This is a genomic window from Stenotrophomonas sp. LC732, from assembly GCF_052446685.1.
Taxonomy (GTDB): Bacteria; Pseudomonadota; Gammaproteobacteria; order Xanthomonadales; family Xanthomonadaceae; genus Stenotrophomonas; species Stenotrophomonas muris.
In genome coordinates this window covers 1,592,307-1,617,923 of record NZ_CP199214.1, presented here as the reverse complement: position 1 = coordinate 1,617,923, position 25,617 = coordinate 1,592,307, and the positions used below count along the sequence as shown (strand labels likewise).

Genomic DNA, 25,617 nt, shown 5'->3' with positions numbered 1-25,617 from the left:
TAACCGGGGGAGATAACCCGGGCATTATCACCCTATCGGCGCGATCCCGCAGGCATCGACCCGCATCACTGCATCCTGCACGCGTCCATGGCCAGGAATTGTCAGTTCCGGCGCGATTTCGGCCAGCGGCACCAGCACGAAGGCACGCTCGTGCAGGTACGGATGCGGCACCTTCAGCCCAGGCTGGTCGAGCGCCTGCGCACCATACAGCAGCAGATCCAGGTCCAGCGCGCGCGGGCCCCAGTGCACTGCCGGATCACGCGTGCGACCGAAGCGCTGCTCCAGCGCCAGCATGGCCTGCAGCAGCTCATCGGCCGGCAAGGTGGTTTCGACCGAGGCCACCGCATTGACGAACGGCGGCTGGTCTTCATTGCCCCAGGCCGGCGTTGCGTAAAGCCGCGAGGCCTGGCGCAGCCGGGTACCGGGCAGGCCGTCCAGCGCGGCAATCGCCGCGCCGACGGTGGCGGCCGCGTCGCCGAGGTTGGCGCCGAGGCCGATCCAGGCGAGGGTCATCGCTTACTCGCCCGCTGCACCGGCCGCGGCACCCGGACGACGGCGGCGACGGCGGCGCTTGCGCGGCGCTCCGCTCTCGTCATCGCCATCTTCGCTGTGCATCGCATCCAGCGACGACTCCAGCTCACGACCGGACTGCGCCTGCGCTTCGCGCCAGAACTCGACATCGGCGGCGTGCTCGGACGACGCCACCTGGCGCAGGCTGAGGAAATCGAACGCGGCACGGAAGCGCGGATGGGTCAGGGTGCGGAACACGCGCTTGCGCTGGCGCGAGCTGAAGCGCGACTGCAGCAGCCAGATTTCCTGCATCGGCAGCGAGAAGCGGCGCGGCAGCGCGATGGTGCTCAACTGCTGCACGGTGACGCGGTCGGCGGCGCGGCGCTGCGCCTCTTCCGGTGCCACGCCCTGCTTGAGCAGGGTCGCCTGTGCACGGCAGAACGCCGGCCACAGCAGCAGCGCGAACAGGAACGCCGGCGAGACCGGTTCGTCGTTGGCCACCCGCGCATCGGTATTGGCCAGGCCCTCGACCAGCATGCGGCGCAGCGCGCCGGTGCGGTTGGCTTTCAGCGCCTTGGCGCTTTCCGGGAACAGCACGTCGAGCAGGCCGTAACGCTCAAGGCCTTCGAAGCTGGCCACGCCGTGTCCGGACAGGAACAGCTTGAGCACTTCCTCGAACAGGCGCGCTGGCGCAGCTTCGTTGAGCAGGCCGGCCAGGTGCGGGATCGGCGCGGCAGTACCCTCTTCGATCTGGAAGCCGAGCTTGGCCGCCAGGCGCACCGCTCGCAGCATGCGTACCGGGTCTTCCTGGTAGCGCTGCACCGGGTCGCCGATCAGCTTCATCAGGCGCGCCTGCACGTCCTCGAAACCACCGGTGTAGTCGCGCACCGAGAAGTCCTCGATGGCGTAGTACAGGGCGTTGCAGGTGAAGTCGCGGCGGATGGCGTCGTCTTCGATGGTGCCGTACACGTTGTCGCGCACGAGCATGCCGTTTTCCATCTCGCGGTCGCCGCTGCCGTCATCGCTGTTGGCACGGAAGGTGGCGACTTCGATGATTTCGCGACCGAACACTACGTGGGCGAGGCGGAACCGGCGGCCGATCAGGCGGCAGTTGCGGAACAGCTGCTTGACCTGCTCGGGCGTGGCGTCGGTGGCCACGTCGAAATCCTTGGGTTGGCCATTGACCAGCAGATCGCGCACCGCGCCGCCGACAAGGTAGGCGCCGAAGCCGGCATCGCGCAGGCGGTAAAGCACGCGCAGGGCGTTCGGGCTGATGTCCTTGCGGGAGATCGTGTGCTGGTCGCGCGGGATGACGCGCAGGCTGAACGGTGATGTAGCAGAGGAAATGATGTTGGCGCTTCCGGTTGAAGTTTCGGGATTGCCCAATGGCATCGAGGTGCATATACTAGCGCTCCTGCCTCGGCAGCGACACAGTTACGCTCCCTTCGTCTAGTGGTTAGGACGTGGCCCTCTCAAGGCTAAAACAGGGGTTCGAGTCCCCTAGGGAGCGCCAGTCGCCGCAGCAGGAACCGAAAAAGCCCGCCTTGTGCGGGCTTTTCTGTTTTCCGGGATTGCAGTGATTGCGGTCGGGTTGGTCGCTTTGGCGCCTCCCTGCAATCGGCTCGAGCCGGTGGGGTCACCCAGGGCAGGACACGCCGTGAACCCATCCATGGGGGCTCGATGGCGCCATCCTTGGCGCCAACGGTCCTGCCCTGGGTGACCCCACCGACTCTGGACGGTTTCCCGCCAGCTGCGGCAACAACCGACCAGCGCTTCGCCGCATCCGCACGCACCATGAAACTGTCAGGAGGGGGCAGGCCGCCCTCTCCAGGACCGTTGGCGCGATGGGTTGGGCGCATGCGCCCGACGGGTTGGGCAGGAGCACAAGCCTGGTCTTGCCGAGTGCGCAGGACAGCGCACGCGAGCAAGGCGCCATCGAGCACCATGGATGGGCTCTTGCGTGTCCTGGAGAGGGCGGCCTGCCCCCTCACACTCTGGACAAGCAGGCGCCAACGGAACGCAACCGAAGCCAGTCGCCGTCAGCCTTCCATCTGCTCCAGCTCCTTGCCCTTGGTCTCGCGTACGTAGCGGACCACGAAGACGATCGAGAGGATGGCCGCCACCGCGTAGATGCCATAGGCGCCGGCCAGGCCGATGCCGGCCAGCAGCATCGGGAAGGTCACGGTGATCGCGAAGTTCGAGGTCCATTGCGCCGCACCCGCCACCGCCAGCGCCGGGCCGCGGATCTGGTTGGGGAACATCTCGCCCAGCATCACCCACATCACCGGGCCCCAGGACATGTTGAAGAACACCACGTAGACGTTGGCGGCGACCAGCGCCAGCCGTCCCATGCCATCGGACAGCTGCAGGCGCCCGCCGGCCAGGCTGCCGCTGGCAAACGCCACCACCATCAGCACCAGCGCCACCGACATGCCGACCGAGCCGACCCACAGCAGCGGCTTGCGCCCGATGCGGTCGATCAGCAGCACGGTGAGCAGGCAGGCGCCGATGCTCAGCGCGCCGGACAGCACATTGATCAGCAGTGCGTCGCTTTCAGAGAAGCCCACCGCCTGCCACAGCACCGCGCCGTAGTAGAACACCACGTTGATGCCGACCAGCTGCTGGAACATGGCCAGGCCGATGCCCACCCAGAGGATCGGGCGCAGCCTGCCGGTAGCCCTGCTGCGCAGGTCGCCGAAGCGCGGCTTGTGCTGGTCCTGTGCCAGGCTGGCTTCGATCTCGGCCTGCTTGGCCCGGGCAGCGGCCTCGCCGTACAGTCGCGACAACACCGCCCTCGCCTGCCCCTGGCGGCCCTTCAGCACCAGGAAGCGCGGGCTTTCCGGAATCACCAGCAGCAACAGCAGGAACAGCGCGGAGGGCAGCGCCTGCATCCAGAACATCCATCGCCAGGCTTCGTGGCCCAGCCACAGCGGCTCGGTCGAGGCGCCGGCGGCGCGGGCCAGCAGGTAATTGCTGAGGAAGGCCGCGAACAAACCGCAGATGATGGCCATCTGCTGCACCGTGGCCAGCCGGCCGCGATAGCGCGCCGAGGCGACTTCGGCGATGTAGGCCGGTGACATCACGCTGGCCGCCCCCACCGCAAAGCCGCCCAGCACGCGGGCCGCGATGAACAGCCAGGACGCGTGGGCCGCCCCGGCGCCCAGCGCCGAGACCAGGAACATCAGCGCGGACACGATCAGGACACCACGGCGCCCCAGGCGATCGCCCAACCAACCGGCCAGGAATGCACCGACCGCGCAGCCCAGCAGCATCGAGGCAACTTCGAAACCCAGCGCCGCCTCGCTGGAGTTGAAGGCCTGGCGCAGGCCATCGACCGTGCCGTTGATGACACCACTGTCGAAGCCGAACAGGAAGCCACCAAGCGTGGCCACGCAACTGATCAGGACGATGAACGCCGTGTTTTCACCACCGTGGGAGGCGGTGCGGGACGGGGCCTGGGACATGGACGATCCTGCTGGGAAGGGAGCCCGGCCACCAGGACCGGTTGTCGCGCAGCCTCGCACACGCCCTGCCGTGCCGCCAATGGCCGCGCCTGCCAGACGCCCGTTTTCCGTCCCATCCCGACACCGGGGGCCAACCTGTTCTAGAATTGGCGGGTTCAGGAATCGATCCACCCCCAGCCCATGCCCTTTGTCGTCACCGAAAACTGCATCAAGTGCAAACACACCGATTGCGTGGAAGTGTGCCCCGTGGATTGCTTCCACGAAGGCCCGAACTTCCTGGTGATCGACCCGGATGAGTGCATCGACTGCACCCTCTGCGAGCCGGAGTGCCCGGTCAACGCGATTTTCCCCGAGGACGACGTCCCCGCCGGCCAGGAAGGCTTCGTTGCCCTCAATGCCGAGCTGGCGAAGGAATGGCCGGTGCTGACCGTGCGCAAGGACCCGCCCGCCGACGCCGGCGAATGGGACGGCAAGCCGGACAAGCTGAAGCTGCTGGAGCGCTGAGAAGCGCCCGCGGCGGCAACGGAAAAGGGCGCCCATGGCGCCCTTTTCTGTTCTCGGTAGGTGCCAACCTTGGTTGGCACAAAAGCGCCGACCAAGGTCGGCCTCTACCAAGGCACGTCTTCCGGTAGGTGCCGACCTTGGTTGGCACAAAAGCGCCGACCAAGGTCGGCCTCTACCAAGGCACGTCTTCCGGTAGGTGCCAACCTTGGTTGGCACGGAAGCGCCGACCAAGGTCGGCCTCCACCAGGGCGACCCTTACTGAGCCAGCTTCGCCTTCAGCGCGGCGATCAGCTTCACCGGCGCTTCGGCGGTGGCCGGCAGGCCACGCGGGTCGACCGCGGAGATGTAGGCACCTGCATCAACCGCCACCACGCGGACCAGGAAGTTGCTGCCTTCGTAGGCCACGTCGTACGAGCCCAGCAGCTGCGCGCGGCTGGCGATGGTCACGCCTTCGACGCCTTCCAGCGCGGTACCGACCTTGGCGAAGGCTTCATCCTTGCCACCGGCAATGGTGAAACCGGTGTTGCCCACCGCCGGGGCTGCGGCGACCGGCGCCGCCGGCTTGGTGGCCGAGGCCAGTGTCGGCACCTTGTTGTCGGTGGTGGCGTTGGGCAGGTTCAGGTCCGGCGGTACTTCCAGCGGGCGCATTTCCGGGGCCAGGGCGTAGTCGCCCTTGACGCCACGCTTGAAGCAGCCGGTGGTGCCGGCCGCAACAGCTACAGCAAGCAGGGCGTAGGACAGCACGCGGACAGTGGAAACGGATTGACGCATGTGAATCTCCTGGGTCAGACCAAGACGGAAGGTCAGTGGCTGGAAAGGGCTTCGAGGGCGGCGATGTCGCCGGCAAGGTGGTCGGCCGCGGGATGATGTGCTGCCGACAGCGGCAGCAGCGGCAGGCGCAGGTCATGGCCGATGCCGATGCGGCGCAGCAGCGCCTTGACCGGGATCGGGTTGGGTTCGACGCCACAGAAATCATGGAAGGGATGCAGGCGCGCGTCCCACGACTCGGTGGCTTCTTGGTCGTGCGCGGCAGCCAGCTCGCACATCCGGCGATACGCGCCCGGAAGCACGTTGGAACCGACCGAGATCAGGCCATCGATGCCGGCCCGGATCGAACGCGCGGCGGTGCCGTCGTCGCCACTGAGCACCGCGAACGTCGGGCTGCGCAGCGCCAGCAGCGCCTGCACCCGGCCGGTGTCACCCACCGCTTCCTTGATGCCGACGATATTGGGGTGGCTGGCCAGTTCGGCCACGGTCTCCGGCTGCATGTCGCAGCCGGTACGGCCGGGCACGTTGTACAGCACGACCGGCAGCCCGCCCTGGTCGGCCACCGCGCGATAGTGCGCGATCAGGCCAGCCTGCGTCGGCCGCACGTACGGCGGGGTGACCACCAGTGCGTGGCTGGCGCCAAGGGCGGCGGCACGGCGGGTCTGTTCGATGGTCTTGGCGGTGCCCGACAGGCCGGTGCCGGCCATGACCGGGATGCGGCCGCCGATGCGTTCGACGGCGCTGGCCAGCAGCTGGTCGTACTCGGCATCGGTCAGGGTCGCCGCTTCGCCGGTCGAGCCAGCCACGACAACGCCATGGACGCCACCCTCCAGTTGCAGGTGCAGCAGGCGCTGCCAACCATCGGGATCGAGGGCGCCGTCGGCCCGGAACGGGGTCGCCAGCGCGGTGATGAGGCCGGAAAGGGACAAGGACGTGCTGCTCTTGGCTGGGAAGGGAAACGCCCGCCACGAAAGGCTGGGGGCGGCCTGAATGTTACTTGCGGCGCGAAAGCACGGGCAAGTATGCTGGACACCGGTGGATCCCCGCCTCTGGCGGGCATTCAGACTCACGCATGCATTACCCGGAATCGCCTTGACCGACACCACCCCGCGCCCCGCGCCGAGCGAAAACCACCTCCTGATCAACGCCTATACGACGCATCCGGAGTCCCCCCTGCTGTCCGTCACCCGCCGCATCGCCGACAGCGGCTGCAACCTGGTGGACGCACGCCTGGCCACGGTCGGCCGCGATGTCTCGGTCACCGCCCTGGCCACCGGCTCCTGGGACTCGGTGGCCAAGCTCGAGGCGATGCTGACCCGGCTGGAGCGCGAGGAGGGCCTGAAGCTGGTCTGGTACCGCACCGCCGCCAAGCAGGCGCAGTCCAACCTGCTGCCATACATCGTCGAAGTGATCGCCGCCGACAAGCCGGGCATCCTGTTCCAGCTGGCCGACTTCTTCGACCGCCAGGGCATCACCATCGAGAACCTGCAGAGCACGCGCTACCGCGCCATGCAGACCGGTGCGGAAATGTTCAGTGCACAGGTCACCATCGGCGTGCCGGCCAACATGCACATCGCCGCGCTGCGCGACGATTTCCTTGAGTTCTGCGACCACCTGAACCTGGACGCGATCATGGACCCGATGAAGTTCTGAATGAATTCCTGATTTTTCGCGCGCCTCTCACGGGCGCGTGGCGTTTCATGCAATTGTCTTGGAAAGAACCCAGGCTCGACAGAAGGACCTCATGAACAACGGCGATACCCTGGACAGCACCACCCTCTCCCTGCCGCTGGCGCTGTCCGGTGGCGACCAGGCCACCCTCGGCGACTATGCCGGCCAGTGGCTGGTGCTGTACTTCTACCCCAAGGACAGCACTCCCGGCTGCACCACCGAAGGTATCGACTTCAACGCGCTGCTGCCGAAGTTCAAGAAGGCCGGCGCGGTCGTGCTGGGCGTCTCGCGCGATTCGGTGAAGTCGCACGACAATTTCTGTGCCAGGCAGGGCTTCGGCTTCCCCCTGGTCAGCGATGGCGACGAAGCGCTGTGCAGCGCCTTCGACGTGATCAAGATGAAGAACATGTACGGCAAGCAGGTACGTGGCATCGAACGCAGCACCTTCCTGATTTCCCCCGACAGCCGCATCGTGCAGTCCTGGCGCAAGGTCAAGGTCGCCGGCCATGCCGATGCCGTTCTCGCCGAACTGAAGGCCTCCCAGTCCAAGTGAGTCCCACTGCCTACTGTGTCTGCCATCACCCTGCCCGGCAGCAGGCCGTGGTGGTTTTTCCCTGTCCGTAACCAGGAATCGACGATGACCCGAGGCAAGCGCATCTACGTGCTGGATACCAACGTGCTGATGCACGATCCGACCGCGCTGTTCAAATTCGAGGAGCACGACGTTTACCTGCCCATGCAGGTGATCGAGGAGCTGGACAACGGCAAGAAGGGCACCTCCGAAGCGAGCCGCAACGCCCGCCAGGTGAGCCGCTTCCTCAACGAGCTGGTGCAGGCCTCCGGCCTGGACAACCTGGCCGACGGCATTCCGCTGCAGCGCCCGAATGGGCTGCAGCTGCGCGGCAAGCAGAGCGCCGGCAAGCTGCGCTTCCAGACCAGCCATTTCGACGCTGGCAAGAGCTTCGGCAAGGTGATCCCGGACAACGCCATCCTCGGCGCGATCCTGGCCCTGAAGGAAGAAACCCCCGACCTGCCGGTGGTGTTCGTCTCCAAGGACATCAACCTGCGGATCAAGGCCGCCATCGCCGGCATCGTGTCCGAGGACTACGAGAACGACCGCGCGCTGGACGATTTCAGCCTGCTCTACACCGGCGCTACCGAGCTGCCGGAAGACTTCTGGAAGCGCCACGGCGACGACCTGCGCAGCTGGAGCGACAAGGGCCGTACCCATTACGAAATCCAGGCGCAGGACGGCGAGGAGTGGTACCCGAACCAGTACGTCTACCTGCCCGGCGAAGATGAAGTCGAGCTGCGCGTCAGCCGCGTGGTCGGTGACGGCAAGGTGGTGCTGTCGCTGGTCGATGATTTCCGCCACGGCAGCCACGCCGTGTGGGGCATCAGCGCACGCAACCGCGAGCAGAACTTCGCCCTCAACGCACTGATGGATCCGGAGATCGACTTCGTCACGCTGCTGGGTACCGCCGGCACCGGCAAGACCCTGCTGGCGCTGGCCGCCGGCCTGGCGCAGACGATGGACCAGCAGCGCTACCGCGAGATCATCATGACCCGCGCCACGGTCAGCGTCGGCGAAGACATCGGTTTCCTGCCCGGCACCGAAGAAGAGAAGATGACGCCGTGGATGGGCGCGCTGACCGACAACCTGGAAGTGCTCACGCACAACCAGGAAGGCGGCACGTGGGGGCGCCAGGCGACCAACGACCTGCTGGCCAGCCGCATCAAGATCCGCTCGATGAACTTCATGCGCGGCCGCACGTTCCTGTCGCGCTACCTGATCCTGGACGAGGCGCAGAACCTCACCCCGAAGCAGATGAAGACGCTGATCACCCGCGCCGGCCCCGGCACCAAGATCGTCTGCCTGGGCAACGTCGAGCAGATCGACACCCCGTACCTGACCGAGACCACCTCGGGCCTGACCTACGCGGTGGATCGCTTCAAGAACTGGCCGCATAGTGCACACATCACCCTGCGCCGTGGCGAGCGTTCGCGCCTGGCCGATTACGCTTCGGAGGTGTTGTGAACCGCCGCACCCGCCTGCTGCTGCCCACGGCTGCAATCACCCTCGCAGCCGTGCTGGGCGCCTGCACCACTACGCGCGGCCCGGCCAGTGTGCCCACCGCCGAGCGCACCGGCCAGTCCTGGGTGGTCACCCGCCCGATCATCGCCGCGCAGGTGCTCGACACCTGCTCGCGGCCCAGCCCCGGCCGCGAGGCCGGGCGGGTCAGCGGCTACTGGGCACCCAGCCGGCAGCAGATCGACCAGCTGGAAGCGAATCTGTCTTCGCTGGAGGCCCAGGTGCCGAAGGTGCTCGACTTTGACCGGCAGTACGTCGGCATCGAAAGCGCAGGCCGACGCCTGATCTACATCAATGCCTTCCACCTGCCCGACGACAGCGGCATCAATCCGGCCCGCGAAGCGATCCGCGTCTGCGATGGCGGCGCGCAGTTCTGGGGCGCGGTGTTCGACCCGGCCAGCAACACCTTCAGCGAGCTGCAGTTCAACGGCGGCTTCGGCGGGCCCTGAGGGGCCCCGCCGATGGGAATACGCCTGCCCACCTGGGTCTGGATCGGCGCGGTCGCGCTCTCGTGCGTGGCCGGCATGGTCAACGTGGTCGGCTTCCTCGGTTTCGAGCACCAGGCGGTCAGCCACATGACCGGCAGTACCAGCCAGCTCGGCATGGCGCTGGCCCAGGGTGACTGGCGCGCGGTCGGACACCTGTGGGGACTGCTGATCGCGTTCTCGCTGGGCGCAATGCTCAGCGGCCTGCTGATCCAGGACAGCACCCTGCAGCTGGGCCGACGCTACGGCGTGGCGCTGGCGCTGGAATCGGCTCTTTTGCTGGTGTCCATTCCGCTGTTCGAACAGCACCAGATCTGGGGCGCACTGGCCGCCGCCATGGCCTGCGGCCTGCAGAATGCAATGGCCACCACTTTCAGCGGCGCGGTGGTGCGCACCACCCACCTCAGCGGCATGTTCACCGACCTCGGCATCGGCTTGGGCCACCTGCTGCGCGGGTTGCCACTGCAGGTACGGCGACTGACCCTCAGCGGCCTGATCATCAGCGGCTTCCTCGCCGGCGGCATCCTCGGCGCCTGGCTGTTCGTGCGCTGGCAGTACGACGCCCTGCTTGCCCCCGCCCTGCTGACCGGCCTGACCGGACTGGGTTATGTGCTGTACCAGCAGTGGGCGCGTTGGCGGCATTGAGGGCGGCGCTCCAGGGGTCAGATCCCTTTGCCTGCGGTAAAGGGATCTGACCCCATCTATCAGCGGCGACGCTACCGCCTTTACGGTGACCACGGCACAATCGCTGGATGAGCCCGACCACTCCCGTTTCCGCCCTCACCATCGCCGGCTCCGACTCCGGTGGTGGCGCCGGCATCCAGGCCGACCTGAAGGCCTTCGCCGCACACCGCGTGCATGGCCTTTCCGCGATTGCTGCACTGACCGCGCAGAACACCCGCGGCGTCATCGCCGTGCATGTGCCGCCGATCGATTTCCTGCGCGCGCAACTGGACGCCTGCTTCGACGACTTCGACATCCACGCGGTGAAGCTCGGCATGCTGGCCAACGCCGAGGTGATCAATGCCGTCGCCGATGCATTGGAGCGCCATCGCCCGCCACACGTGGTGCTGGACCCGGTGATGGTCGCCACCAGCGGCGCGCGCCTGCTGGAAGACAGCGCCCTGCAGGCGATGCGCGAGCGGCTGATCCCGCTGGCCACGCTGATCACCCCGAACACGCCGGAAGCAGAGCTGCTGGTCGGACGGAAGATCGGCAACGGCGATGACGCCGAACGGGCGGCCTCCGCCCTGCTCGACCTGGGCGCCGGTGCGGTGCTGCTCAAAGGTGGCCATCTGCAGGAAGGCAACCGCGTGATCGACCGCTACTTCGACGGCGTCAGCAGCGAAGAATTCATCCATGCCCGCCTGCCGCTGGACGCACATGGCACCGGCTGCACGCTGGCCTCGGCCATCGCCGCGCAACTGTGCAACGGCTTGAGCCTGGCCAATGCCTGCGAAGCCGGTATCGACTACGTTGCACGCGGCCTGCAGCAGGGCTATGCCCCCGGCCGCAGCGAGGTGCTGGTGCTCGATCACTTCGGCGCGGCACCACACGCATGAGCCTCACACCGGACGTCCTCGCCGTGCAGTGCGCTGATGGCCATCGCTACGAAGTGATTGCCTGCGTGCCTGCACAGCCCATCGCGCGCCTGCTGTGGCTGCCGGCACTGGGCGTGGCCGCGCGCCACTACCTGCCGCTGGCGCAGGCGCTGGCGGCGAAGGGCGTGGCGGTGTACCTGCACGAGTGGCGCGGCAATGGCAGCAGCTCACTGCGGCCGTCGCGCACGCAGGACTGGGGCTATCGCGAGGTACTCGAACAGGATCTGCCCACCAGCCAGGCGGTCCTTGTCGCGGCGGATGACGAGGCCGGCGCGCTGCCCTGGATCATCGGTGGCCACAGCCTCGGCGGTCAGCTGGCCTGCGTGCATGCCGGCCGCAATCCGCAGCACTTCAACCGCTTGTGGTTGGCGGCCAGCGGCTCACCGTTCTGGCGTGGCTTCCCACCACCGCGCGGCTGGCTGCTGCCGCTGGTCTACCGCTTCCTGCCGTGGATCGCACAGCGCCAGGGCGTACTGCATGGTCGGCGCCTCGGCTTCGGCGGCACCGAAGCGCGCGGACTGATCGCCGACTGGGCGCGCGTGGGCCTGAACAACCACTATGCCGCGGCCGGCATGGACGAAGACCTCGACGCACAGATGGCGCGCGTGCATGGCAGCGCGCAGGCGGTGTTGATGGAACACGACTGGTTGGCACCGACCGGATCGATGCAGACATTGCTGGCCAAGCTGCCGAATGTGGACGCGCAGCTGCGCGTGCTGTCGGGGCAGGAACTGGGCACGCGTGCCGATCATTTCGCCTGGCTGAAGGCCCCTGACGCTGTGGCGGACCGCTTTTTCATTCAGTTGGATGAAAATTTTCACAAAACTGTTGACGGTACGCGCCGACATCCGCATAATTCCGCTCCTGTCGCAGGGCGCCCGTAGCTCAGTTGGATAGAGTACCTGGCTACGAACCAGGCGGTCGGGAGTTCGAATCTCTCCGGGCGCACCACTCGACAGGTTTTCAGCATCCGCCGCTGGAAATGCAGTAAAATTTGATTGTGTACCGCGCGCCCGTAGCTCAGTTGGATAGAGTACCTGGCTACGAACCAGGCGGTCGGGAGTTCGAATCTCTCCGGGCGCACCATACACAGTCAGCACAACAAGTTTATGTAATTGGCGCCCGTAGCTCAGTTGGATAGAGTACCTGGCTACGAACCAGGCGGTCGGGAGTTCGAATCTCTCCGGGCGCACCATTACACCGAAACAGCAGGCCTCGGCCTGCTGTTTTTTTTATGCGTGTTTTTCGGCAGGGCTGCGCCCTGCACCCCTGGTAGTGCCGGCCGCTGGCCGGCAACCTCAACGGCAACAGCAGAAGCTGGCATTCCGTGGGTTGGCGGGGCGGTGTCGGAGTGCGGGGACGCCGCAAGTACGTCCATGTGGCAACTGTGTTGATGGAGGGGCTTGGCCCCTCCATCAACACAGTTGCTACATGGCGATCGTCGAGATCCAGGCTTACACGGCGGCCCACGCCGGCTCTCGACACCTACGCTGCCAGATTCCGATCAGATAAGGCTTGGCAGCCGCATCCATGCGGCTGACACCCCGCACTCCGACACCGCCCCACCTTCGACAGGTTCACGCGGCTGTTGGTAGGTGTCGACCTTGGTCGACACATCTGTCAGATATTGAGTGAATTCATCCACGCATGACGTGGATCTACCGTGTCGACCAAGGTCGACACCTACCAGAGCAGTACGCCGTTCCGACAGATCGCGGAAAACTGTCGAAGGCGGGGTGGGTCCGGTTGCGGGAGTGTCCGCGGCATGGATGCCGCGGCCAAGCCCCCATGGGTGAGGGCGCTTTGCTTGCGAAGCACTGCTTCGCAAGCGCCCGAACGCACAGCCGCCAGCGGCTGGGCCGGCCTGGGGGTTTACGGCGTCTCCCGCAGCCGGACCCAACCCGCCACCTCACGGAATGCACGCTGTTGCTGTTGCTGTTGCTGTTGCTTTGGCCTCGGCGGGTGCAGGGCGCAGCCCTGCCAAACCCTACCCCTTGGCCATTGCCTGCCACCACTGCGACAGCAGCTCCGGCCTGCGCAGGCGCTCGCGCCACCACCGCAGTGCCGCGCCGTCCTCGCCGGTGCGCCAGGCCAGCCAGAACGTTTCCTCCGGCTTGTGTTCCTCCACCTCGCGGATCACCAGCTGGCCACGCGCCACTGCAGCGCGCGCGCACGGCTCGGGCAGGAAGCCGAAGCCCACACCTTCGCATTGCAGCTTCAGTTTGCTGGCCATGTCAGGCACGGTCAGCATCTCCTGCCCCATCAACAGGCCCACCGTGCGCGGCAGCAACCGCCGCGCCGAATCAGAAACGGCGATCGCGCAGTGCTCGACCAGCTGCTCGCGACCGAGCACGCCCGGCACCTTGGCCAACGGATGATCCGGTGCGACCGCGAACACGAACTCCACCGTGCCCAGCGGCTCGACCACGTAACCACCGCCACTGGGCCCCTCGCCCGGCGCCCCGACCAGCAGGTCGGCGCGGCGGTCCAGCAGGGCCTCCCAGGTGCCGGACAAGGCCTCGCCGATCAGCCGCAGCCGGGTCGGCGCCTCCGCCTCACGAAACGCGGCGATGTCCGGGCCCAGCAGCCAGGTCGGGAACACCGAGTCCACCGCCAGGGTCAGTTCGGTCTCCCAGCCCGACGCCACCCGGCGCACCCGCAGCTCCAGCTCGCGGGCCGCACGCAGGAGATGGCGCCCCTCGTCCAGCAGGGCGCGTCCGGCCTCGGTCGGTTCGGCACGCGGGCCGACCCGGTCGAACAGCTGCACGCCCAGGTCCTCCTCCAGCTTGGCCACAGTGTAGGAAATGGTCGAGGGCACCTTGTGCAGCGCCTTGCCGGCGCCGGCAAAAGAGCCGCGGCGGTCGATGGCATCCAGGATCTGCAGGGCATCGAGGCTGAGCTTGAGCATTCGAATTTTTCGATGATGGCCGTCAAAACTATCCGTTTTTCAAACCCCGGGCGCAAGCAGATACTTCTCTCCAACGGGGAAACACGGCAACTACCGCCTCACCCCGCCCCATCGAAACCATCGAACAAGGAGATTCCATCATGCTGCAGATCCGCAAGAGCGCTACCCGTGGCCTGGCCGAGCATGGCTGGCTGTCCTCGCGCCATACCTTCTCCTTCGCCAACTACTACGACCCCCGCTACGTCAGCTTCGGCCCGCTGCGGGTGATCAACGAAGACAAGGTGATCGGCGGCCAGGGCTTCGGCACCCATAGCCACAGCAACATGGAGATCGTTTCCTATGTGCTGGGCGGCGCGCTGGAGCACAAGGACTCGATGGGCACCGGCTCGGTGCTGCGCTACGGCGACGTGCAGCGCATGAGTGCCGGCAGTGGTGTCAGCCACAGCGAATTCAACCACTCGGCCGACGAGACCGTGCACTTCCTGCAGATCTGGATCTTCCCGGACCGCGAGAACATCACGCCGTCCTACGAGGAGACCCACTTCGCCCCGGAGACCAAGCGCGGCCAGCTGCGCCTGATCGCTTCGCCGGACGGTGCCGACGGTTCGCTGCGCATCCACCAGGATGCCCGCATTTTCGCCACCATCCTCGATGGCGGCCAGAAGCTGCACCACGCGCTCGGCAATGGCCGTGGTGCCTATGTGCAGGTTGCCCGAGGCCAGCTGCAGGTCAATGGCATCACCCTGGAAGCCGGTGATGCACTGCAGGTCAGCGACGAAGCGCAGCTGACCCTGGAAAACGGCAACGACGCCGAAGTGCTGGTGTTCGACCTGCCGCTGTAACCACAACGCCCGCGATGCCGCAAAGCATCGCGGGCGCATTTCCGTAGAGCCGAGCCCACGCTCGGCTGCGGTGTGACAGCCAGCCGAGCGCGGGCTCGGCTCTACAGGACCCGCGTCAGAACCTGTACGTCATCGCCAGCCGCACATTGCGCGGCTCACCCCAGGTGTAGGTGCTGTACCAGCTGAAGATCGTGTAGTAGCGCTTGTCCAGCAGGTTGTTGACGTTGAGCGTGGCCGACAGGCGATCACTGAATTCATAACGCGCCATCGCATCCAGCAACCAATACGGTTGGGTGCGATGTACCACCTTGGCCTGCGTGGCCGGGTTGGTGATCTCGCCGAAGGTGGAATCCTGTCGTGCGGTGCGACGCGCCGCGCAGGCTCAGCCGCCGATGGCGGCGCAGGCCTCCAGGATCAGCGCGGTCACTTCCTTCGGCTGCGAGGCCAGCGAGGCATGGCTGGCATCCAGCTCCAGCAATCGCTTGGGCTGGATGCGCGTGGCCATGGCCTTCTGGTTGTCCGGCGCGATCATGCGGTCCTGGCGGGACAGCTGGTACCAGCTCGGCTTGTGCTTCCAGGCCGGATCGCTGACCGCATCACCGAAGGTGCTCGCCAACGGCGCCTTCTGGGTCACCGCCATCACCCGGCCCTCGTCGGCGCTCAGGTCCTGGCAGAAGCTCTCATGGAACCTGTCCGCACGCAGCCACAGGTAGCCATCGCTGTCCGGTGCCAGGTTCGGCGCTGCCTCCGGCAGGTGCTGCTGGGTGATGCCACCGGGGCTCTCGCCGGCATCAGGCGCGAAGGCAGCGATGTAGACCAGGCCCTTCACGTTGGGCTCGCTACCGGCCTGGCTGATCACCGCGCCGCCGTAGGAGTGGCCGACCAACAGCACCGGCCCGTCGATCTGCCGGATCATTTTCCGGGTGCGTCCTGCGTCGTCGGCCAGCGAGGTAAGCGGCAGTTCCACCGCCTGCACGCGGTCGTGGCCGTTGCGATGCAGTTCCAGGATCACCTTGGCCCAATGTGCGGCCCCGCCCCAGAATCCATGGACAAGGAGGATGGTCGGTGTCGTGCTCATGTACAGGTCTCCGGCAGCGGCCGGCGGGATGCCGACTGTGCAGCCACTGTCCGTGCGTGGCGTTAATCGCTGGTGACGCAATCGGGTCACTGCAATCGTATGCGTCGTTTGATGTCATGCATGGCACTTGCCGACCTGGCCTGATAACGATTTCATGGAGCTCTCCCGGAGCTTCGCATCAAGCATGACGCCTTCATCCCCACGTGCCCAGCAGCACGCCACCCGCGCCGCCTTCTTCATTCCCGGATTCGCCACCGCCGCGTGGGCACCGATGGTCCCCTACGCCAAGGCCAAGGCCGGGCTGTCCGACGCCAGCCTCGGCGCCGTGCTGCTGTGCCTCGGGCTCGGCTCGCTGCTGGCGATGCCACTGGCAGGTGCGCTGACCGGGCGACTGGGCTGCCGGCGCCTGCTGGTGGCCAGTTGCGCAGCGTTGCTGCTGGCACTGCCATTGCTGGCACTGGCGCCCTCGCCGCTTGCGCTGGGCGCCGCCCTGTTCTTGTTCGGCGCCGGTGTGGGCGCGATGGACTGCACGGTGAACATGCAGGCCGTGGCGGTCGAGCGCGACGCCGGGCGCGCGATGATGTCCGGCTTCCACGCCTTCTACAGCATCGGTGGATTCGTCGGCGCCGGCTGCATGACCGGGCTGCTGATCCTCGGCACGCCGCTGTGGCTGGCCGCGCTGCTTTCGGTGGCCGCGCTGCTGCTGGTTGCCGTGCTGTCGGCACCGCACTGGCGTCCGCAACGGATCCTGCACGAAGGCCCGCTATTGGCGCTGCCGCACGGCGTGGTCCTGTTCATCGGCGTGCTGGCCTTCGTGGTGTTCCTTGCCGAGGGCTCAATGCTGGACTGGAGTGCGGTGTTCCTGGCGGAAGTGCGGCAGGTACCGCGCGACCAGGCCGGGGCCGGCTTTGCGTTGTTCACCCTGGCGATGACCGCGATGCGCCTGTTCGGCGACGGCATCGTCGAGCGCCTCGGCCGGACCCGCACGCTGGTCATCGGCGGCATCACCGCTGCGGCGGGCTTCATCCTGGCCACGCTGGTGCCCTCGTTCCCGGTGGCGTTGGCCGGCTACGTACTGGTCGGGCTGGGCTGCGCCAACATCGTGCCGGCGCTGTTCTCGATGGCGGGCCAGCAGCGGGTGATGCCGGAGAGCATCGCCATCACCGCGGTGACCACACTGGGTTACGCCGGCATCCTCGCCGGTCCGGCAGCGATCGGCGCACTGGCGCATGCCACCAGCCTCGGTTTCGCCTTCCTGTGCGTGGCCGCGCTGCTGCTCGGCGTCGCGGCGTCTGCCCGCGCACTGGCACGACGCGTGGCCTGACAGAAAAAGGGGACGGAGGGGATTAAGTCGTTTCCCGCACACCTGGCCTGGAAACGACTTAATCCCCTCCGTCCCCTTTTCTCAGCTGCGCGCCAGCCACTCAGCCTGGGCCGGCAGCTGCGGTGCCGGGCACGCGCTCTGCGGATGGTGCTCGTCGCGCGCCATCCAGTCATCGACCACGCCCGCCAGCAGGTCCAGCCGCAGCGGCAGGGTGATGTGGTCCTCGCCGCGCATTTCGATGTAGTGCGCGCGCGGATTGGCCTGGGCCAGTTCGCGGCCCTGGCTGACCGGAATGTGCTGGTCGCCCTGCCCGTGCAGCAACAGCACGCAGGCGCGGGTATCGGCCAACGCACGCGCGACGTCCACGCGGTCCAGATCGACGTCGATGCGGCGGCTGGCGGCGGCGATCACCTGGTTGATGTCCTGGCCGCCGTAGCGCCAGCGCGCGTACGACGCCACCGCCTGCGCCTTCAGGCCTTCCGGCTGGAGCCCCATCAGGTGCGGGATCATGGTGCGGATCGCCACGCCGGCATTGGCGAACGATTCCATCGCCACCACGCCTTCGACCTGGTCACCCAGCTTGTCGGCGGTGAACACCGCCGTGGCCGCACCATAGGACACACCGAACAGGTACAGCGGCCCGGTCACTTCGCCGCGCGCGCGCAGCTCGCCGATCACATCGACCACGTCATCCGACTCATAGGTGCCATAGCCGGACGGGCCGGTGCCGGACTGGCCATGGTTGCGCAGGTCGAGCGTGACCACGCGGTAGCCGGATTCGGCCAGCTGCAGCGACCATGGCAGCATCGAATCACCGTTCATCATCCACCCATGCAGCAGCACCACGGTGCCGCGCGGCGCCTGCGCGCGGAACGGCTGCGGCACGGCCAGGCTCAGGCCGGTATCCAGCGGCAGGCCGTTCTCGTGGCGCTGCGGCAGGTAGCGGTAACGCGCGCCGTAGTCGCCCGGATCGAATACGCGCCAGAAGATCGGCACGCCATCGCGGCCCGCCGCGAAGCCATGGCGGTTGGGCAGTTCGGCGATGGCCGCGGCGATGCGCGGACGATCGAGCAGGGTCGACACGCCGCCCGGCGCGATCAGCTGATCGGCGAGTGAGGTGGACGAGGCGTTGATCGAGGATGAGCATGCGGCCAGCCACAGGCCGGCGCACGCCAGCAACAACAGCAGCAGGCGCTTCATATCACGTCATAGGGGTGAATCAGACAGATTGGGACGGTAACGCCCAATAGACCGGCCATCTATCGCGCACGGATGACGGCTTGATGACAACGCAGGAACGATTCAGTTTGGTGTAAAAGCTGTATCCGTTCAGTCATTGATCCGGATCAATGAACGCGCGCCCGGGAGTGCCCACAGTGCCGCCATGCGCATCTCGTTCAAGCTCGCCATTGCCCTGGCCGCCACGGTGGCCGCCGCCTACGGCATCGCCCGCAGCACGCCCTACTGGTTCGCACCGCGACAGACCGCGCAGGTCGACATCCACGATCCGGCGCTGATCGCGCAGGGGCGCTACCTGTCACGTGCCGCCGACTGCGCGGCCTGCCACACCGCGCCGGGCGGCAAGCCGTTCGCCGGTGGCCTGGGCATGCAGACGCCGATGGGCACGATCTATTCGACCAACATCACCCCCGATCCGGACTCCGGCATTGGTGCCTACGACTACGCCGATTTCGAACGCGCGGTCCGCCGCGGCATCCGCCACGACGGCCAGCCGCTGTATCCGGCGATGCCGTATGCCTCGTACGTGATCGCCAGCGATGCCGAGATCAAGGCGCTGTATGCCTATTTCATGGGCTCGGTGCAGCCGGTGAAGCAAAGCAACGCCGACAGCACGATTCCATGGCCGGCCAACATGCGCTGGCCTTTGGCATGGTGGCAGCTGCTGTTCGCGCGCCCGCGCAGCTTCAACCCGGATCCGTCGCTGGATGTGGGCCAGCAGCGTGGCGCTGAGCTGGTTGAGGGCCTGGCCCACTGCGGCGCCTGTCATACACCACGTGGGCTGGCGTTCCAGGAGAAGGCGATGGCCGACGATGGCAGCCGCCAGTTCCTGTCCGGCTCGGTGCTGGAAGGCTGGTATGCGAAGAACCTGCGCAATGAATCGACCGGCCTGGCCAGCTGGAGCGAGGGCGAGATCGTCGACTTCCTGCGCACCGGGCGCACCGATCGATCGGCAGCCTTCGGTGGCATGGCCGACGTGGTCGAGCACAGCACGCAGTACCTGTCCGACGCTGACCTGCTGGCCATGGCGCGCTACCTGAAGCAGCTGCCGGCGCGTGAGGGACGCAGTGCTCAGTGGTCGCCTGGTACCGACACCACCACCGCCGCGCTGCGTAGTGGCGACTATCGCGTGGCCGGTTCGCTGGCCTATGCCGAGCACTGCCAGGCCTGCCACCGTGCCGACGGGCGCGGCATGCCACGCGTCTATCCGGCCCTGGCCGGCAACTCGATCGTGTTCGCCGACGACCCCAGTTCGCTGGTGCAGGTGACCCTGATCGGGGGTCGCACCCCGCACACCCCGCACGACCGCATGGCCTTCACCATGCCCGGCTTCGAGCAGCTGCCGAACGCGCAGCTGGCACAGATCCTGACCTTCATCCGCAGCAGCTGGGGCAACCAGGCCAGCGCGGTGAGCGAGGTCGAGGTGGCACGCATGCGCCGGGTGGTGCGTGACAAGCCGGTGCACTTCGTTCCGCAGGAGGCCGCACGATGAAGCGTTCGCGCAAACGTTCCCGCCTGCTGCTCGGTAGTGCGATCACCGTGGTGCTGCTGGCCGGTGCGGGCACCCTCGCCTATCGTCACCTGCACCCGGGCCTGGATGCCGCCGTAGCCAGTACGATCGATATCCTCGATGCACAGGGCAAGGTGGTCGCCCACTACCACGCGCCCAGTGCCGAGGAGATCGCCGGACTGGGCAATGCCGAATCGGTGATGCTCGGCCGGCGCATCCTCAACGAGACCGCGCGCCTGCTTCCGGACAACGTCGGCAACGATCTGAACTGCAATTCGTGCCACATGGCCGAGGGCAAGCGACCGTTCGGCAACCACTACTTCAATACCGGCGGCGGTGCCTATCCGCGCTACATGCCGCGCCCGGGCAAGGTGATCGGGCTGACCGAGCGCATCAATGGCTGCCTGCAGCGCTCGATGAACGGCAAGCCGCTGCCGAAGGACGCACCGCAGATGCGCGCGATGCTCGACTACATGGCGTGGCTGAGCAGCCCGGTGCCAGAGGGTGCAAAAGTGGCCGCGCCCAGTGAGGGCCCCATCGACAGCACGCTGACTCCGGACCCGGTCCGCGGCCAGGCGCTGTATGCCGTGCAGTGCGCCGCCTGCCATGGCGACAACGGCGAAGGCCGACGCGATGCCAGCGGTGACATCGCCTTCCCGCCGCTGTGGGGCGACCACAGCTTCAACATCGGTGCCGGCATGGCGCGCCTGTACAAGGCGGCCGGTTTCATCAAGCACAACATGCCACCGGCAGTGACCCGCGCACCGCCGCTGGGGCAGCAGGTGATGCCGGACCAGGATGCGGTGGACATCGCCGGCTATTTCATCAACCAGCCGCGGCCGGACTTCGCCAACAAGGGCAAGGACTGGCCGCGTGACCCGAAGCCCAAGGACGCACGGTACTGAAGCAGGCGGCGGGTGCCGGCCGTCGCAGAACACGATTCCTGCATCGCCACGTCATGCCGATGTCATTGGCGCTGCCGACACTCCGGGGCTTCCCTGCTCTGAAGGTCCGGTCTCGATGCGAACGTCTGCGCGCTTTCCCCGTGTCTCGCTGCTTGCCCTGCTGATCGCTCCCGCACTGGACGCCCTGGCCGAAGCACCGCAGGGCGATGCCGCTGAAGCGCGCAGCAGTGAGGCCCGCACCCTCGACCAGGTGCAGGTGATCGGCCAGGCCACCAGCTATGCCAAGACTTCCGTGCGTGCGGAAACGCTGAACCGGCAGACCGTGATGAGCAGCGTCAACGACGCGCTCAACGAAGTGCCCGGCGTGGTGGTCAGCGAGGCCGATGCCACCGGCTCGTCGGTGTGGGGCACGCAGATCAGCATGCGTGGCTTCGTCACCAACCGTGATACCCAGCAGATCGGCACCACCATCGACGGCCTGCCCAATGGTGGTTCGGGTTACGGCGGCGGCTCGCTGGCCAACCGCTACATCGACACCCTCGACCTGGAAACGGTGGAAGTCAGCCAGGGCACCGCCGATATCTCCTCGCGCTCGAACGAGGCCCTGGGCGGCACGCTCAACTTCCTCACCAGCGATCCGCTGCAGGACAGCCGCCTGCGCTTCGTGGTCGGCGCCGGTGACAACGAGGCACGCAAGTACTACGTGCGCTACGACACCGGCCTGCTCGGCGGCCACACCCGCGCCTGGGTCAGTGCCTCGTCGGCGCGCGTGCATGACTGGATCGATGGCAGCGGCAAGACCAGCAATGACCACATCGCCGGCAAGTTCATCACCGAACTGGATCGCTGGACCCTGACCGGCTACCTGTCCTACAACGATGCGGACGAGCCGGAGTACACCAGCGTCTCACCGAAGGGCTTCGCGACCAATCCGGATCGCGACAACCTGGTCGGTACCCTCACCGGCATTCCCTACCTGGACCAGAACTACCGTTCCGGCTCGCGTGCGCTGCGCGAGAACACCTTCGGCTACCTGCGCGCGGCCTTCGACGGTGGCAACGGCTTCAAGGCCTCGGTGGCCGCCTACGGGCACCGCATGCAAGGCCGCGGCGACTGGCTGCCACCGTACCTGGCCCAGGTCAGCGATGACGGAGCCGGTCGCCCGGAGTCGGAATACCTCGGTGGCAAGACCGTGTACGGCGGCAGCAACCGTGGCCAGATTTTCTTCGTCAATCCCGATGGCAGTGCCGCGCAGCGCCTGGCCAGCTGCAGCCCGCGCCTGGGCTTCACCGCCGAGTACGATCCGAACTGCTACGCCGGCAACGTGCTGGGCGCGCAGTCGTATCGCCACACCCACTACGACAACGACCGCATGGGCGTTACCGCCGACGTCGAATGGCGCCAGACTTTCGGCGCAGTCGACAACACGATCCGCGGCGGCCTGTGGGTGGAGAAGCTGGACCGTTCGGCACGCCGCGACTGGCATCGCCTGCTCAACGTCGGCCAGGACATCGCCTTCGACCACCAGCCGTACTGGGTACAGTTCGAGGACAAGTACAAGGTCGACGAACAGATGTACTACGTCGAGGACGTGGCGCGGTTCGGGCCGTTCAGCGCACGTCTGGGCGTGAAGCAGTTCTTCGTCGACCAGTCGCGCCGCCGCGTGATCGGTGCCAGCGAGCACGTCACATCCGATTCCAGGTCCGACCCGCTTCTGTCCACCGGCTTGACCTGGGCGCCGGGCGCGGAAGGCATGGAGCTGTTCGCCGGCTTCTCGCAGAACTTCGCCGCGATTCCTTCCGGCGTGCTCGGCGAGACCGACCCGCAGCGCTTCCGCAACGTCGAGCCGGAGACCGCTGACAACATTGAAGTGGGCATGCGCATCAGCCGCTGGCCCCTGACCGCCTCGGTCACGCTGTACAACATCAAATTCGACAACCGCATCGTCTACCTGCCGGCCGGCTTCGTCAGCGGCATCGACTACCTGGGCGAGACCGACGGCGTCTACGAGAACTTCGGCGGCGTGGAAAGCAACGGCCTGGAAGCGGCGTTCGGTTACGGTTGGGACAACGGCTGGCGCCTCAACGCCGCCTACACCTACAACCGCTCCAAGTACCTGGGCAGCGGTGATGCCGCGCGCGATACCCAGCTGGGCATCGTCGACGGCGCCAAGGTGATCGGCCAGCCCGAACAGACCCTCGTACTCTCGGCGGACTGGCAGGGCGAGAACTGGAACTTCGGCCTGTCCGGCCGTTACCTGGGCACCCGCTACCTCGACGCCGCCAACGTCAACAAGCTGCCCTCGGCCACCGTGTTCAACGCGAACATCGGCTTCGACCTGCAGGGCCTGTCGCCGCGCCTGAAGGGCATGGGTGCCAACCTGGTGGTGAGCAACCTCACCGACAAGCGGTATCTTGCGGGGGTGGACGGCCGCGACAACGCCTTCATCGGCGCTCCGCGCACCGTCGGCATCTCCTTCCGTGTGGACCTGTGAGTGAGCCCGTGACCGATATCGGCCGACGCCGGTTGTTGCAGGCCGGCGTTGCCGCCGGCCTTTCCCCGCTGCTGCCCAGCATCGCCCGGGCCGCCGCGATCGCCCCCGCCGCGCGGACCCGCAGCCTGGAAGACCTGCAGCACATCGTGGTGTTCATGCAGGAGAACCGTTCGTTCGACCACTACTTCGGCACGCTGCCGGGCGTGCGGGGTTTCGGCGATCGCTTCGTCGCTCCGGCGCAGGCACTGCAGGCCGGCGCCCGCGCGCGCAGCCTGTGGCTGCAGCCCGATGCCAGCGGCAAGCGCGCGATCGCGCCGTTCCCGCTGGATACCGCCGCGCACTTCGGCTACATGCGCGTGGAAGGCACGCCGCACACCTGGCCGGATGCACAGCGGGCCTGGGACCACGGACGCATGGGGCAATGGCCGAAAGCCAAGCAGAACCACTCGATGGGCTACTTCCAGCGCAGCGACCTGCCCTTCCAGTTCGCCCTGGCCGATGCCTTCACCATCTGCGACGCCTACCACTGCGCGATGCAGGCCGGAACCAACCCGAACCGGGTGTTCCTGTGGACCGGCCACAACGATGCTGCCGCCCGCGCCGGCGGCCCGGTGATCGCCAACTCGCACGACAACTTCACCGAGCACGGCGGGCATCCTGCGTCGTACCGCTGGGCCAGCTATGTCGAACGCCTGCAGAAGGCGGGGGTATCCTGGCAGATCTACCAGGACATGGCCGACAACTTCACCGACAACCCGCTGGCCGGCTTCGAGGCGTTCCGCCAGGCCTACCGCGCTGCGCCGGGGCATGACCCGCAGCTGCGCGCACGCGGGGTCAGCACGCGTGGCCTGGCGCAGCTGCGCCAGGACGTCATCGACGGACGCCTGCCGCAGGTCAGCTTCATCATCGCCGACGCGGCAGGCAGCGAGCATCCCGGCCCCTCCAGCCCGGCCCAGGGCGCGGCCTATACCGCGCGCGTGCTGGATGCACTGACCGCCGATCCGCAGGTGTGGAGCCGCACCGCCCTGCTGCTGATGTTCGACGAGAACGACGGTTTCTTCGACCACATGCCACCACCGGCACCGCCTTCGCCGGTGGACGGTGGCTGGGCGGGTGCGTCCTCGGTCAGCACTGAAGGCGAGTACCACCGCCATCCGGCACCGGGAGATGAGAAGTACGACTTCGCCGAACTGCGCGGCCGCCCGTATGGACTGGGCCCGCGCGTGCCGCTGTACGTGATCTCGCCCTGGAGCCGCGGTGGCTGGGTCGATTCGCAGGTGTACGACCACACCTCGGTCATTCGACTGATCGAACGCCGCTTTGGTGTGTCCGCGCCGGACATCTCGCCGTGGCGCCGCGCGGTCTGCGGCGACCTCAGCACTGCGTTCGACTTTGCCCAGCGCGATACCCGCCCGTTCGTCCGCGGCCTGCCCGACGTGAGCGCGGTGGCCGCACGCGCCGCTGCTTTGCCGGGGCGCACCGTGCCCGCGCTGCCAGAGGGGCTGAAGCCAGCGAAACAGGAAAGCGGTGTACGCCCGGCGCGTGCCCTTCCCTATCGACCGCAGGCATCGATTGCTGCGGTCGACGTCGCGGGCGTTGACCTGGCGTTGTCCTGCGAGGGCGCAGCGGCAGTGCTGCATGTCTACGATCGGCTGCGGCTGGAGGCGGTGCCGCGCCGTTACACGCTGCTGCCGGGCATGCCGCTGCGCGAGCGTTGGCCGCTGGACGCCCAGGGCCGCTATGACCTGTGGCTGCTCGGTCCGAACGGCTTCCACCGCCACTTCCAGGGTGCGGCCAAGGCTCCTGCCGTGCAGGCTTCAATTGATCGCGCGGATGGCCAGCTGCGGCTGCACCTGCGCAATCTGGGTGACAGCGCACAGCAGGTGCGTGTGCAGGCGGGCGCCTATGCCGGCCACATGCCCGAGCAGACGATGGCCCTGCCGGCGCGCGCGGAGACCACGTTGGCGTGGGACGCAACGCCCACCGCAGGCTGGTACGACCTGCACATCGGTGCGGGCGACAGTACCCTGCGCCTGGCCGGCCGCACCGAGGATGGTCGTCCCGGTACCAGTGACCCGGCGATGGGCACCGAACCGCTGCGGTTCGAGCACGATTGAAGAATCCCTGTAGTGCCGAGCCCATGCTCGGCTGCTTTCGCCCCGGTCGCATTGCCCCGAAAGAAGCAGCCGAGCGTGGGCTCGGCTCTACAGCGCAGACCGCTA

At 67.1% G+C, this 25,617-nt stretch carries 22 protein-coding genes, 4 tRNA genes and 1 pseudogene; 18 read left to right on the top strand and 9 right to left on the bottom strand.

Annotated elements, in window-relative coordinates:
- Positions 1-27: 27 nt before the first annotated feature.
- Both folK and pcnB read right to left on the bottom strand, forming a co-directional pair.
- Entirely contained in the window at positions 28-513 is a 486-nt protein-coding gene (folK, locus tag ACT6SE_RS07885) for a 2-amino-4-hydroxy-6-hydroxymethyldihydropteridine diphosphokinase (protein ID WP_032960824.1), read from the bottom strand.
- Between the two features lie 3 nt (positions 514-516).
- On the bottom strand, positions 517-1,896 hold the full coding sequence (pcnB, locus tag ACT6SE_RS07880; protein WP_032960826.1) for a polynucleotide adenylyltransferase PcnB: 1,380 nt from the start codon (positions 1,894-1,896) through the stop codon (positions 517-519).
- A gap of 52 nt (positions 1,897-1,948) precedes the next feature.
- Between pcnB and ACT6SE_RS07875 the strand changes: the two genes are divergently transcribed.
- A tRNA-Glu gene (locus ACT6SE_RS07875) sits at positions 1,949-2,023 on the top strand.
- Between the two features lie 526 nt (positions 2,024-2,549).
- On the opposite strand, the gene ACT6SE_RS07870 is transcribed toward ACT6SE_RS07875, so the two are convergent.
- Positions 2,550-3,974 (bottom strand): sugar porter family MFS transporter, encoded by a 1,425-nt coding sequence (locus ACT6SE_RS07870; RefSeq protein WP_046429936.1) that lies wholly within the window; start codon positions 3,972-3,974, stop codon positions 2,550-2,552.
- A 180-nt stretch (positions 3,975-4,154) separates the two neighbouring features.
- Here ACT6SE_RS07870 and fdxA point away from each other — a divergent pair, with 180 nt between their 5' ends.
- Entirely contained in the window at positions 4,155-4,478 is a 324-nt protein-coding gene (fdxA, locus tag ACT6SE_RS07865) for a ferredoxin FdxA (RefSeq protein WP_005409054.1), read from the top strand.
- A 255-nt stretch (positions 4,479-4,733) separates the two neighbouring features.
- Here the strand turns inward: fdxA and ACT6SE_RS07860 are convergent, their stop codons facing one another.
- Positions 4,734-5,249 carry a hypothetical protein gene (locus ACT6SE_RS07860; protein ID WP_032960832.1) on the bottom strand — a complete coding sequence of 172 codons (516 nt, stop codon included), beginning with the start codon at positions 5,247-5,249 and terminating at the stop codon, positions 4,734-4,736.
- 32 nt (positions 5,250-5,281) lie between these two features.
- Complete coding sequence (gene dapA / locus ACT6SE_RS07855; protein ID WP_046429935.1) at positions 5,282-6,175, bottom strand: 4-hydroxy-tetrahydrodipicolinate synthase; 894 nt, start codon at positions 6,173-6,175, stop codon at positions 5,282-5,284.
- 163 nt (positions 6,176-6,338) lie between these two features.
- Between dapA and ACT6SE_RS07850 the strand changes: the two genes are divergently transcribed.
- The 10 genes from ACT6SE_RS07850 (at position 6,339) to ACT6SE_RS07805 (ending at position 12,290) form a co-directional block, all read left to right on the top strand.
- On the top strand, positions 6,339-6,899 hold the full coding sequence (locus tag ACT6SE_RS07850; RefSeq protein WP_005409051.1) for a glycine cleavage system protein R: 561 nt from the start codon (positions 6,339-6,341) through the stop codon (positions 6,897-6,899).
- A 91-nt stretch (positions 6,900-6,990) separates the two neighbouring features.
- On the top strand, positions 6,991-7,470 hold the full coding sequence (locus ACT6SE_RS07845) for a peroxiredoxin (RefSeq protein WP_014646743.1): 480 nt from the start codon (positions 6,991-6,993) through the stop codon (positions 7,468-7,470).
- A gap of 84 nt (positions 7,471-7,554) precedes the next feature.
- Positions 7,555-8,955 (top strand): PhoH family protein, encoded by a 1,401-nt coding sequence (locus ACT6SE_RS07840; RefSeq protein WP_014646742.1) that lies wholly within the window; start codon positions 7,555-7,557, stop codon positions 8,953-8,955.
- A complete protein-coding gene (locus ACT6SE_RS07835; RefSeq protein ID WP_014646741.1) occupies positions 8,952-9,458 on the top strand; it encodes a hypothetical protein in 507 nt (168 codons plus the stop codon). Before ACT6SE_RS07840 ends, ACT6SE_RS07835 begins: the two co-directional genes overlap by 4 nt.
- A gap of 12 nt (positions 9,459-9,470) precedes the next feature.
- Positions 9,471-10,139 (top strand): YoaK family protein, encoded by a 669-nt coding sequence (locus ACT6SE_RS07830; protein ID WP_046429933.1) that lies wholly within the window; start codon positions 9,471-9,473, stop codon positions 10,137-10,139.
- Between the two features lie 107 nt (positions 10,140-10,246).
- Positions 10,247-11,056, top strand: coding sequence for a bifunctional hydroxymethylpyrimidine kinase/phosphomethylpyrimidine kinase (gene thiD / locus ACT6SE_RS07825; RefSeq protein WP_046429932.1), 810 nt, complete (start codon positions 10,247-10,249; stop codon positions 11,054-11,056).
- Positions 11,053-11,979: an alpha/beta hydrolase family protein gene (locus tag ACT6SE_RS07820; protein ID WP_049420095.1), complete on the top strand. Its 927-nt coding sequence runs from the start codon at positions 11,053-11,055 to the stop codon at positions 11,977-11,979. The genes thiD and ACT6SE_RS07820 overlap by 4 nt, the downstream gene beginning before the upstream one ends.
- A tRNA-Arg gene (locus ACT6SE_RS07815) sits at positions 11,970-12,046 on the top strand. The genes ACT6SE_RS07820 and ACT6SE_RS07815 overlap by 10 nt, the downstream gene beginning before the upstream one ends.
- Positions 12,047-12,104: 58 nt before the next feature.
- A tRNA-Arg gene (locus ACT6SE_RS07810) sits at positions 12,105-12,181 on the top strand.
- 32 nt (positions 12,182-12,213) lie between these two features.
- Positions 12,214-12,290, top strand: a tRNA-Arg gene (locus ACT6SE_RS07805).
- A 792-nt stretch (positions 12,291-13,082) separates the two neighbouring features.
- Here ACT6SE_RS07805 and ACT6SE_RS07800 read toward each other — a convergent pair.
- Entirely contained in the window at positions 13,083-14,003 is a 921-nt protein-coding gene (locus ACT6SE_RS07800) for a LysR family transcriptional regulator (protein ID WP_046429929.1), read from the bottom strand.
- Between the two features lie 140 nt (positions 14,004-14,143).
- On the opposite strand from ACT6SE_RS07800, the gene ACT6SE_RS07795 reads away from it, so the two are divergent.
- The gene (locus tag ACT6SE_RS07795) at positions 14,144-14,845 is read left to right on the top strand and encodes a pirin family protein (protein ID WP_014646736.1); all 702 of its coding nucleotides are present in this window, start codon (positions 14,144-14,146) and stop codon (positions 14,843-14,845) included.
- Between the two features lie 115 nt (positions 14,846-14,960).
- Here ACT6SE_RS07795 and ACT6SE_RS07790 read toward each other — a convergent pair.
- Positions 14,961-15,200: pseudogene (locus ACT6SE_RS07790) on the bottom strand (TonB-dependent siderophore receptor); the annotation flags it as partial.
- Positions 15,201-15,227: 27 nt separating this feature from the next.
- Entirely contained in the window at positions 15,228-15,923 is a 696-nt protein-coding gene (locus ACT6SE_RS07785) for an alpha/beta hydrolase (protein ID WP_014646735.1), read from the bottom strand.
- A 184-nt stretch (positions 15,924-16,107) separates the two neighbouring features.
- Here ACT6SE_RS07785 and ACT6SE_RS07780 point away from each other — a divergent pair, with 184 nt between their 5' ends.
- Positions 16,108-17,247 (top strand): MFS transporter, encoded by a 1,140-nt coding sequence (locus tag ACT6SE_RS07780; RefSeq protein ID WP_046429928.1) that lies wholly within the window; start codon positions 16,108-16,110, stop codon positions 17,245-17,247.
- 81 nt (positions 17,248-17,328) lie between these two features.
- Here the strand turns inward: ACT6SE_RS07780 and ACT6SE_RS07775 are convergent, their stop codons facing one another.
- Positions 17,329-18,447 (bottom strand): alpha/beta fold hydrolase, encoded by a 1,119-nt coding sequence (locus ACT6SE_RS07775; protein ID WP_014646733.1) that lies wholly within the window; start codon positions 18,445-18,447, stop codon positions 17,329-17,331.
- A 184-nt stretch (positions 18,448-18,631) separates the two neighbouring features.
- Here ACT6SE_RS07775 and ACT6SE_RS07770 point away from each other — a divergent pair, with 184 nt between their 5' ends.
- From ACT6SE_RS07770 to ACT6SE_RS07755, 4 genes are all read left to right on the top strand, one after another.
- Positions 18,632-19,978, top strand: a complete 1,347-nt coding sequence (locus ACT6SE_RS07770) for a c-type cytochrome (RefSeq protein ID WP_014646732.1) — start codon at positions 18,632-18,634, stop codon at positions 19,976-19,978.
- Positions 19,975-20,901, top strand: a complete 927-nt coding sequence (locus tag ACT6SE_RS07765; protein ID WP_014646731.1) for a c-type cytochrome — start codon at positions 19,975-19,977, stop codon at positions 20,899-20,901. The genes ACT6SE_RS07770 and ACT6SE_RS07765 overlap by 4 nt, the downstream gene beginning before the upstream one ends.
- Positions 20,902-21,016: 115 nt before the next feature.
- Positions 21,017-23,395, top strand: a complete 2,379-nt coding sequence (locus tag ACT6SE_RS07760) for a TonB-dependent receptor domain-containing protein (RefSeq protein ID WP_046429927.1) — start codon at positions 21,017-21,019, stop codon at positions 23,393-23,395.
- A gap of 8 nt (positions 23,396-23,403) precedes the next feature.
- On the top strand, positions 23,404-25,512 hold the full coding sequence (locus ACT6SE_RS07755; RefSeq protein WP_014646729.1) for a phosphocholine-specific phospholipase C: 2,109 nt from the start codon (positions 23,404-23,406) through the stop codon (positions 25,510-25,512).
- Positions 25,513-25,617 lie beyond the last annotated feature (105 nt).

What these genes read in the sequence shown, in the direction of transcription:
- ACT6SE_RS07840 (WP_014646742.1), top strand. Translation starts at nt 7,555, where the DNA reads ATGACCCGAGGCAAGCGCATCTACGTGCTGGATACCAACGTGCTGATG.
- ACT6SE_RS07830 (WP_046429933.1), top strand. Translation starts at nt 9,471, where the DNA reads ATGGGAATACGCCTGCCCACCTGGGTCTGGATCGGCGCGGTCGCGCTC.
- ACT6SE_RS07795 (WP_014646736.1), top strand. Translation starts at nt 14,144, where the DNA reads ATGCTGCAGATCCGCAAGAGCGCTACCCGTGGCCTGGCCGAGCATGGC.
- ACT6SE_RS07860 (WP_032960832.1), bottom strand. Translation starts at nt 5,249, where the DNA reads ATGCGTCAATCCGTTTCCACTGTCCGCGTGCTGTCCTACGCCCTGCTT.
- ACT6SE_RS07765 (WP_014646731.1), top strand. Translation starts at nt 19,975, where the DNA reads ATGAAGCGTTCGCGCAAACGTTCCCGCCTGCTGCTCGGTAGTGCGATC.
- ACT6SE_RS07845 (WP_014646743.1), top strand. Translation starts at nt 6,991, where the DNA reads ATGAACAACGGCGATACCCTGGACAGCACCACCCTCTCCCTGCCGCTG.
- thiD (WP_046429932.1), top strand. Translation starts at nt 10,247, where the DNA reads ATGAGCCCGACCACTCCCGTTTCCGCCCTCACCATCGCCGGCTCCGAC.
- ACT6SE_RS07820 (WP_049420095.1), top strand. Translation starts at nt 11,053, where the DNA reads ATGAGCCTCACACCGGACGTCCTCGCCGTGCAGTGCGCTGATGGCCAT.
- fdxA (WP_005409054.1), top strand. Translation starts at nt 4,155, where the DNA reads ATGCCCTTTGTCGTCACCGAAAACTGCATCAAGTGCAAACACACCGAT.
- ACT6SE_RS07760 (WP_046429927.1), top strand. Translation starts at nt 21,017, where the DNA reads ATGCGAACGTCTGCGCGCTTTCCCCGTGTCTCGCTGCTTGCCCTGCTG.
- ACT6SE_RS07780 (WP_046429928.1), top strand. Translation starts at nt 16,108, where the DNA reads ATGACGCCTTCATCCCCACGTGCCCAGCAGCACGCCACCCGCGCCGCC.
- ACT6SE_RS07800 (WP_046429929.1), bottom strand. Translation starts at nt 14,003, where the DNA reads ATGCTCAAGCTCAGCCTCGATGCCCTGCAGATCCTGGATGCCATCGAC.
- ACT6SE_RS07775 (WP_014646733.1), bottom strand. Translation starts at nt 18,447, where the DNA reads ATGAAGCGCCTGCTGCTGTTGTTGCTGGCGTGCGCCGGCCTGTGGCTG.
- ACT6SE_RS07785 (WP_014646735.1), bottom strand. Translation starts at nt 15,923, where the DNA reads ATGAGCACGACACCGACCATCCTCCTTGTCCATGGATTCTGGGGCGGG.
- ACT6SE_RS07770 (WP_014646732.1), top strand. Translation starts at nt 18,632, where the DNA reads ATGCGCATCTCGTTCAAGCTCGCCATTGCCCTGGCCGCCACGGTGGCC.
- ACT6SE_RS07870 (WP_046429936.1), bottom strand. Translation starts at nt 3,974, where the DNA reads ATGTCCCAGGCCCCGTCCCGCACCGCCTCCCACGGTGGTGAAAACACG.
- folK (WP_032960824.1), bottom strand. Translation starts at nt 513, where the DNA reads ATGACCCTCGCCTGGATCGGCCTCGGCGCCAACCTCGGCGACGCGGCC.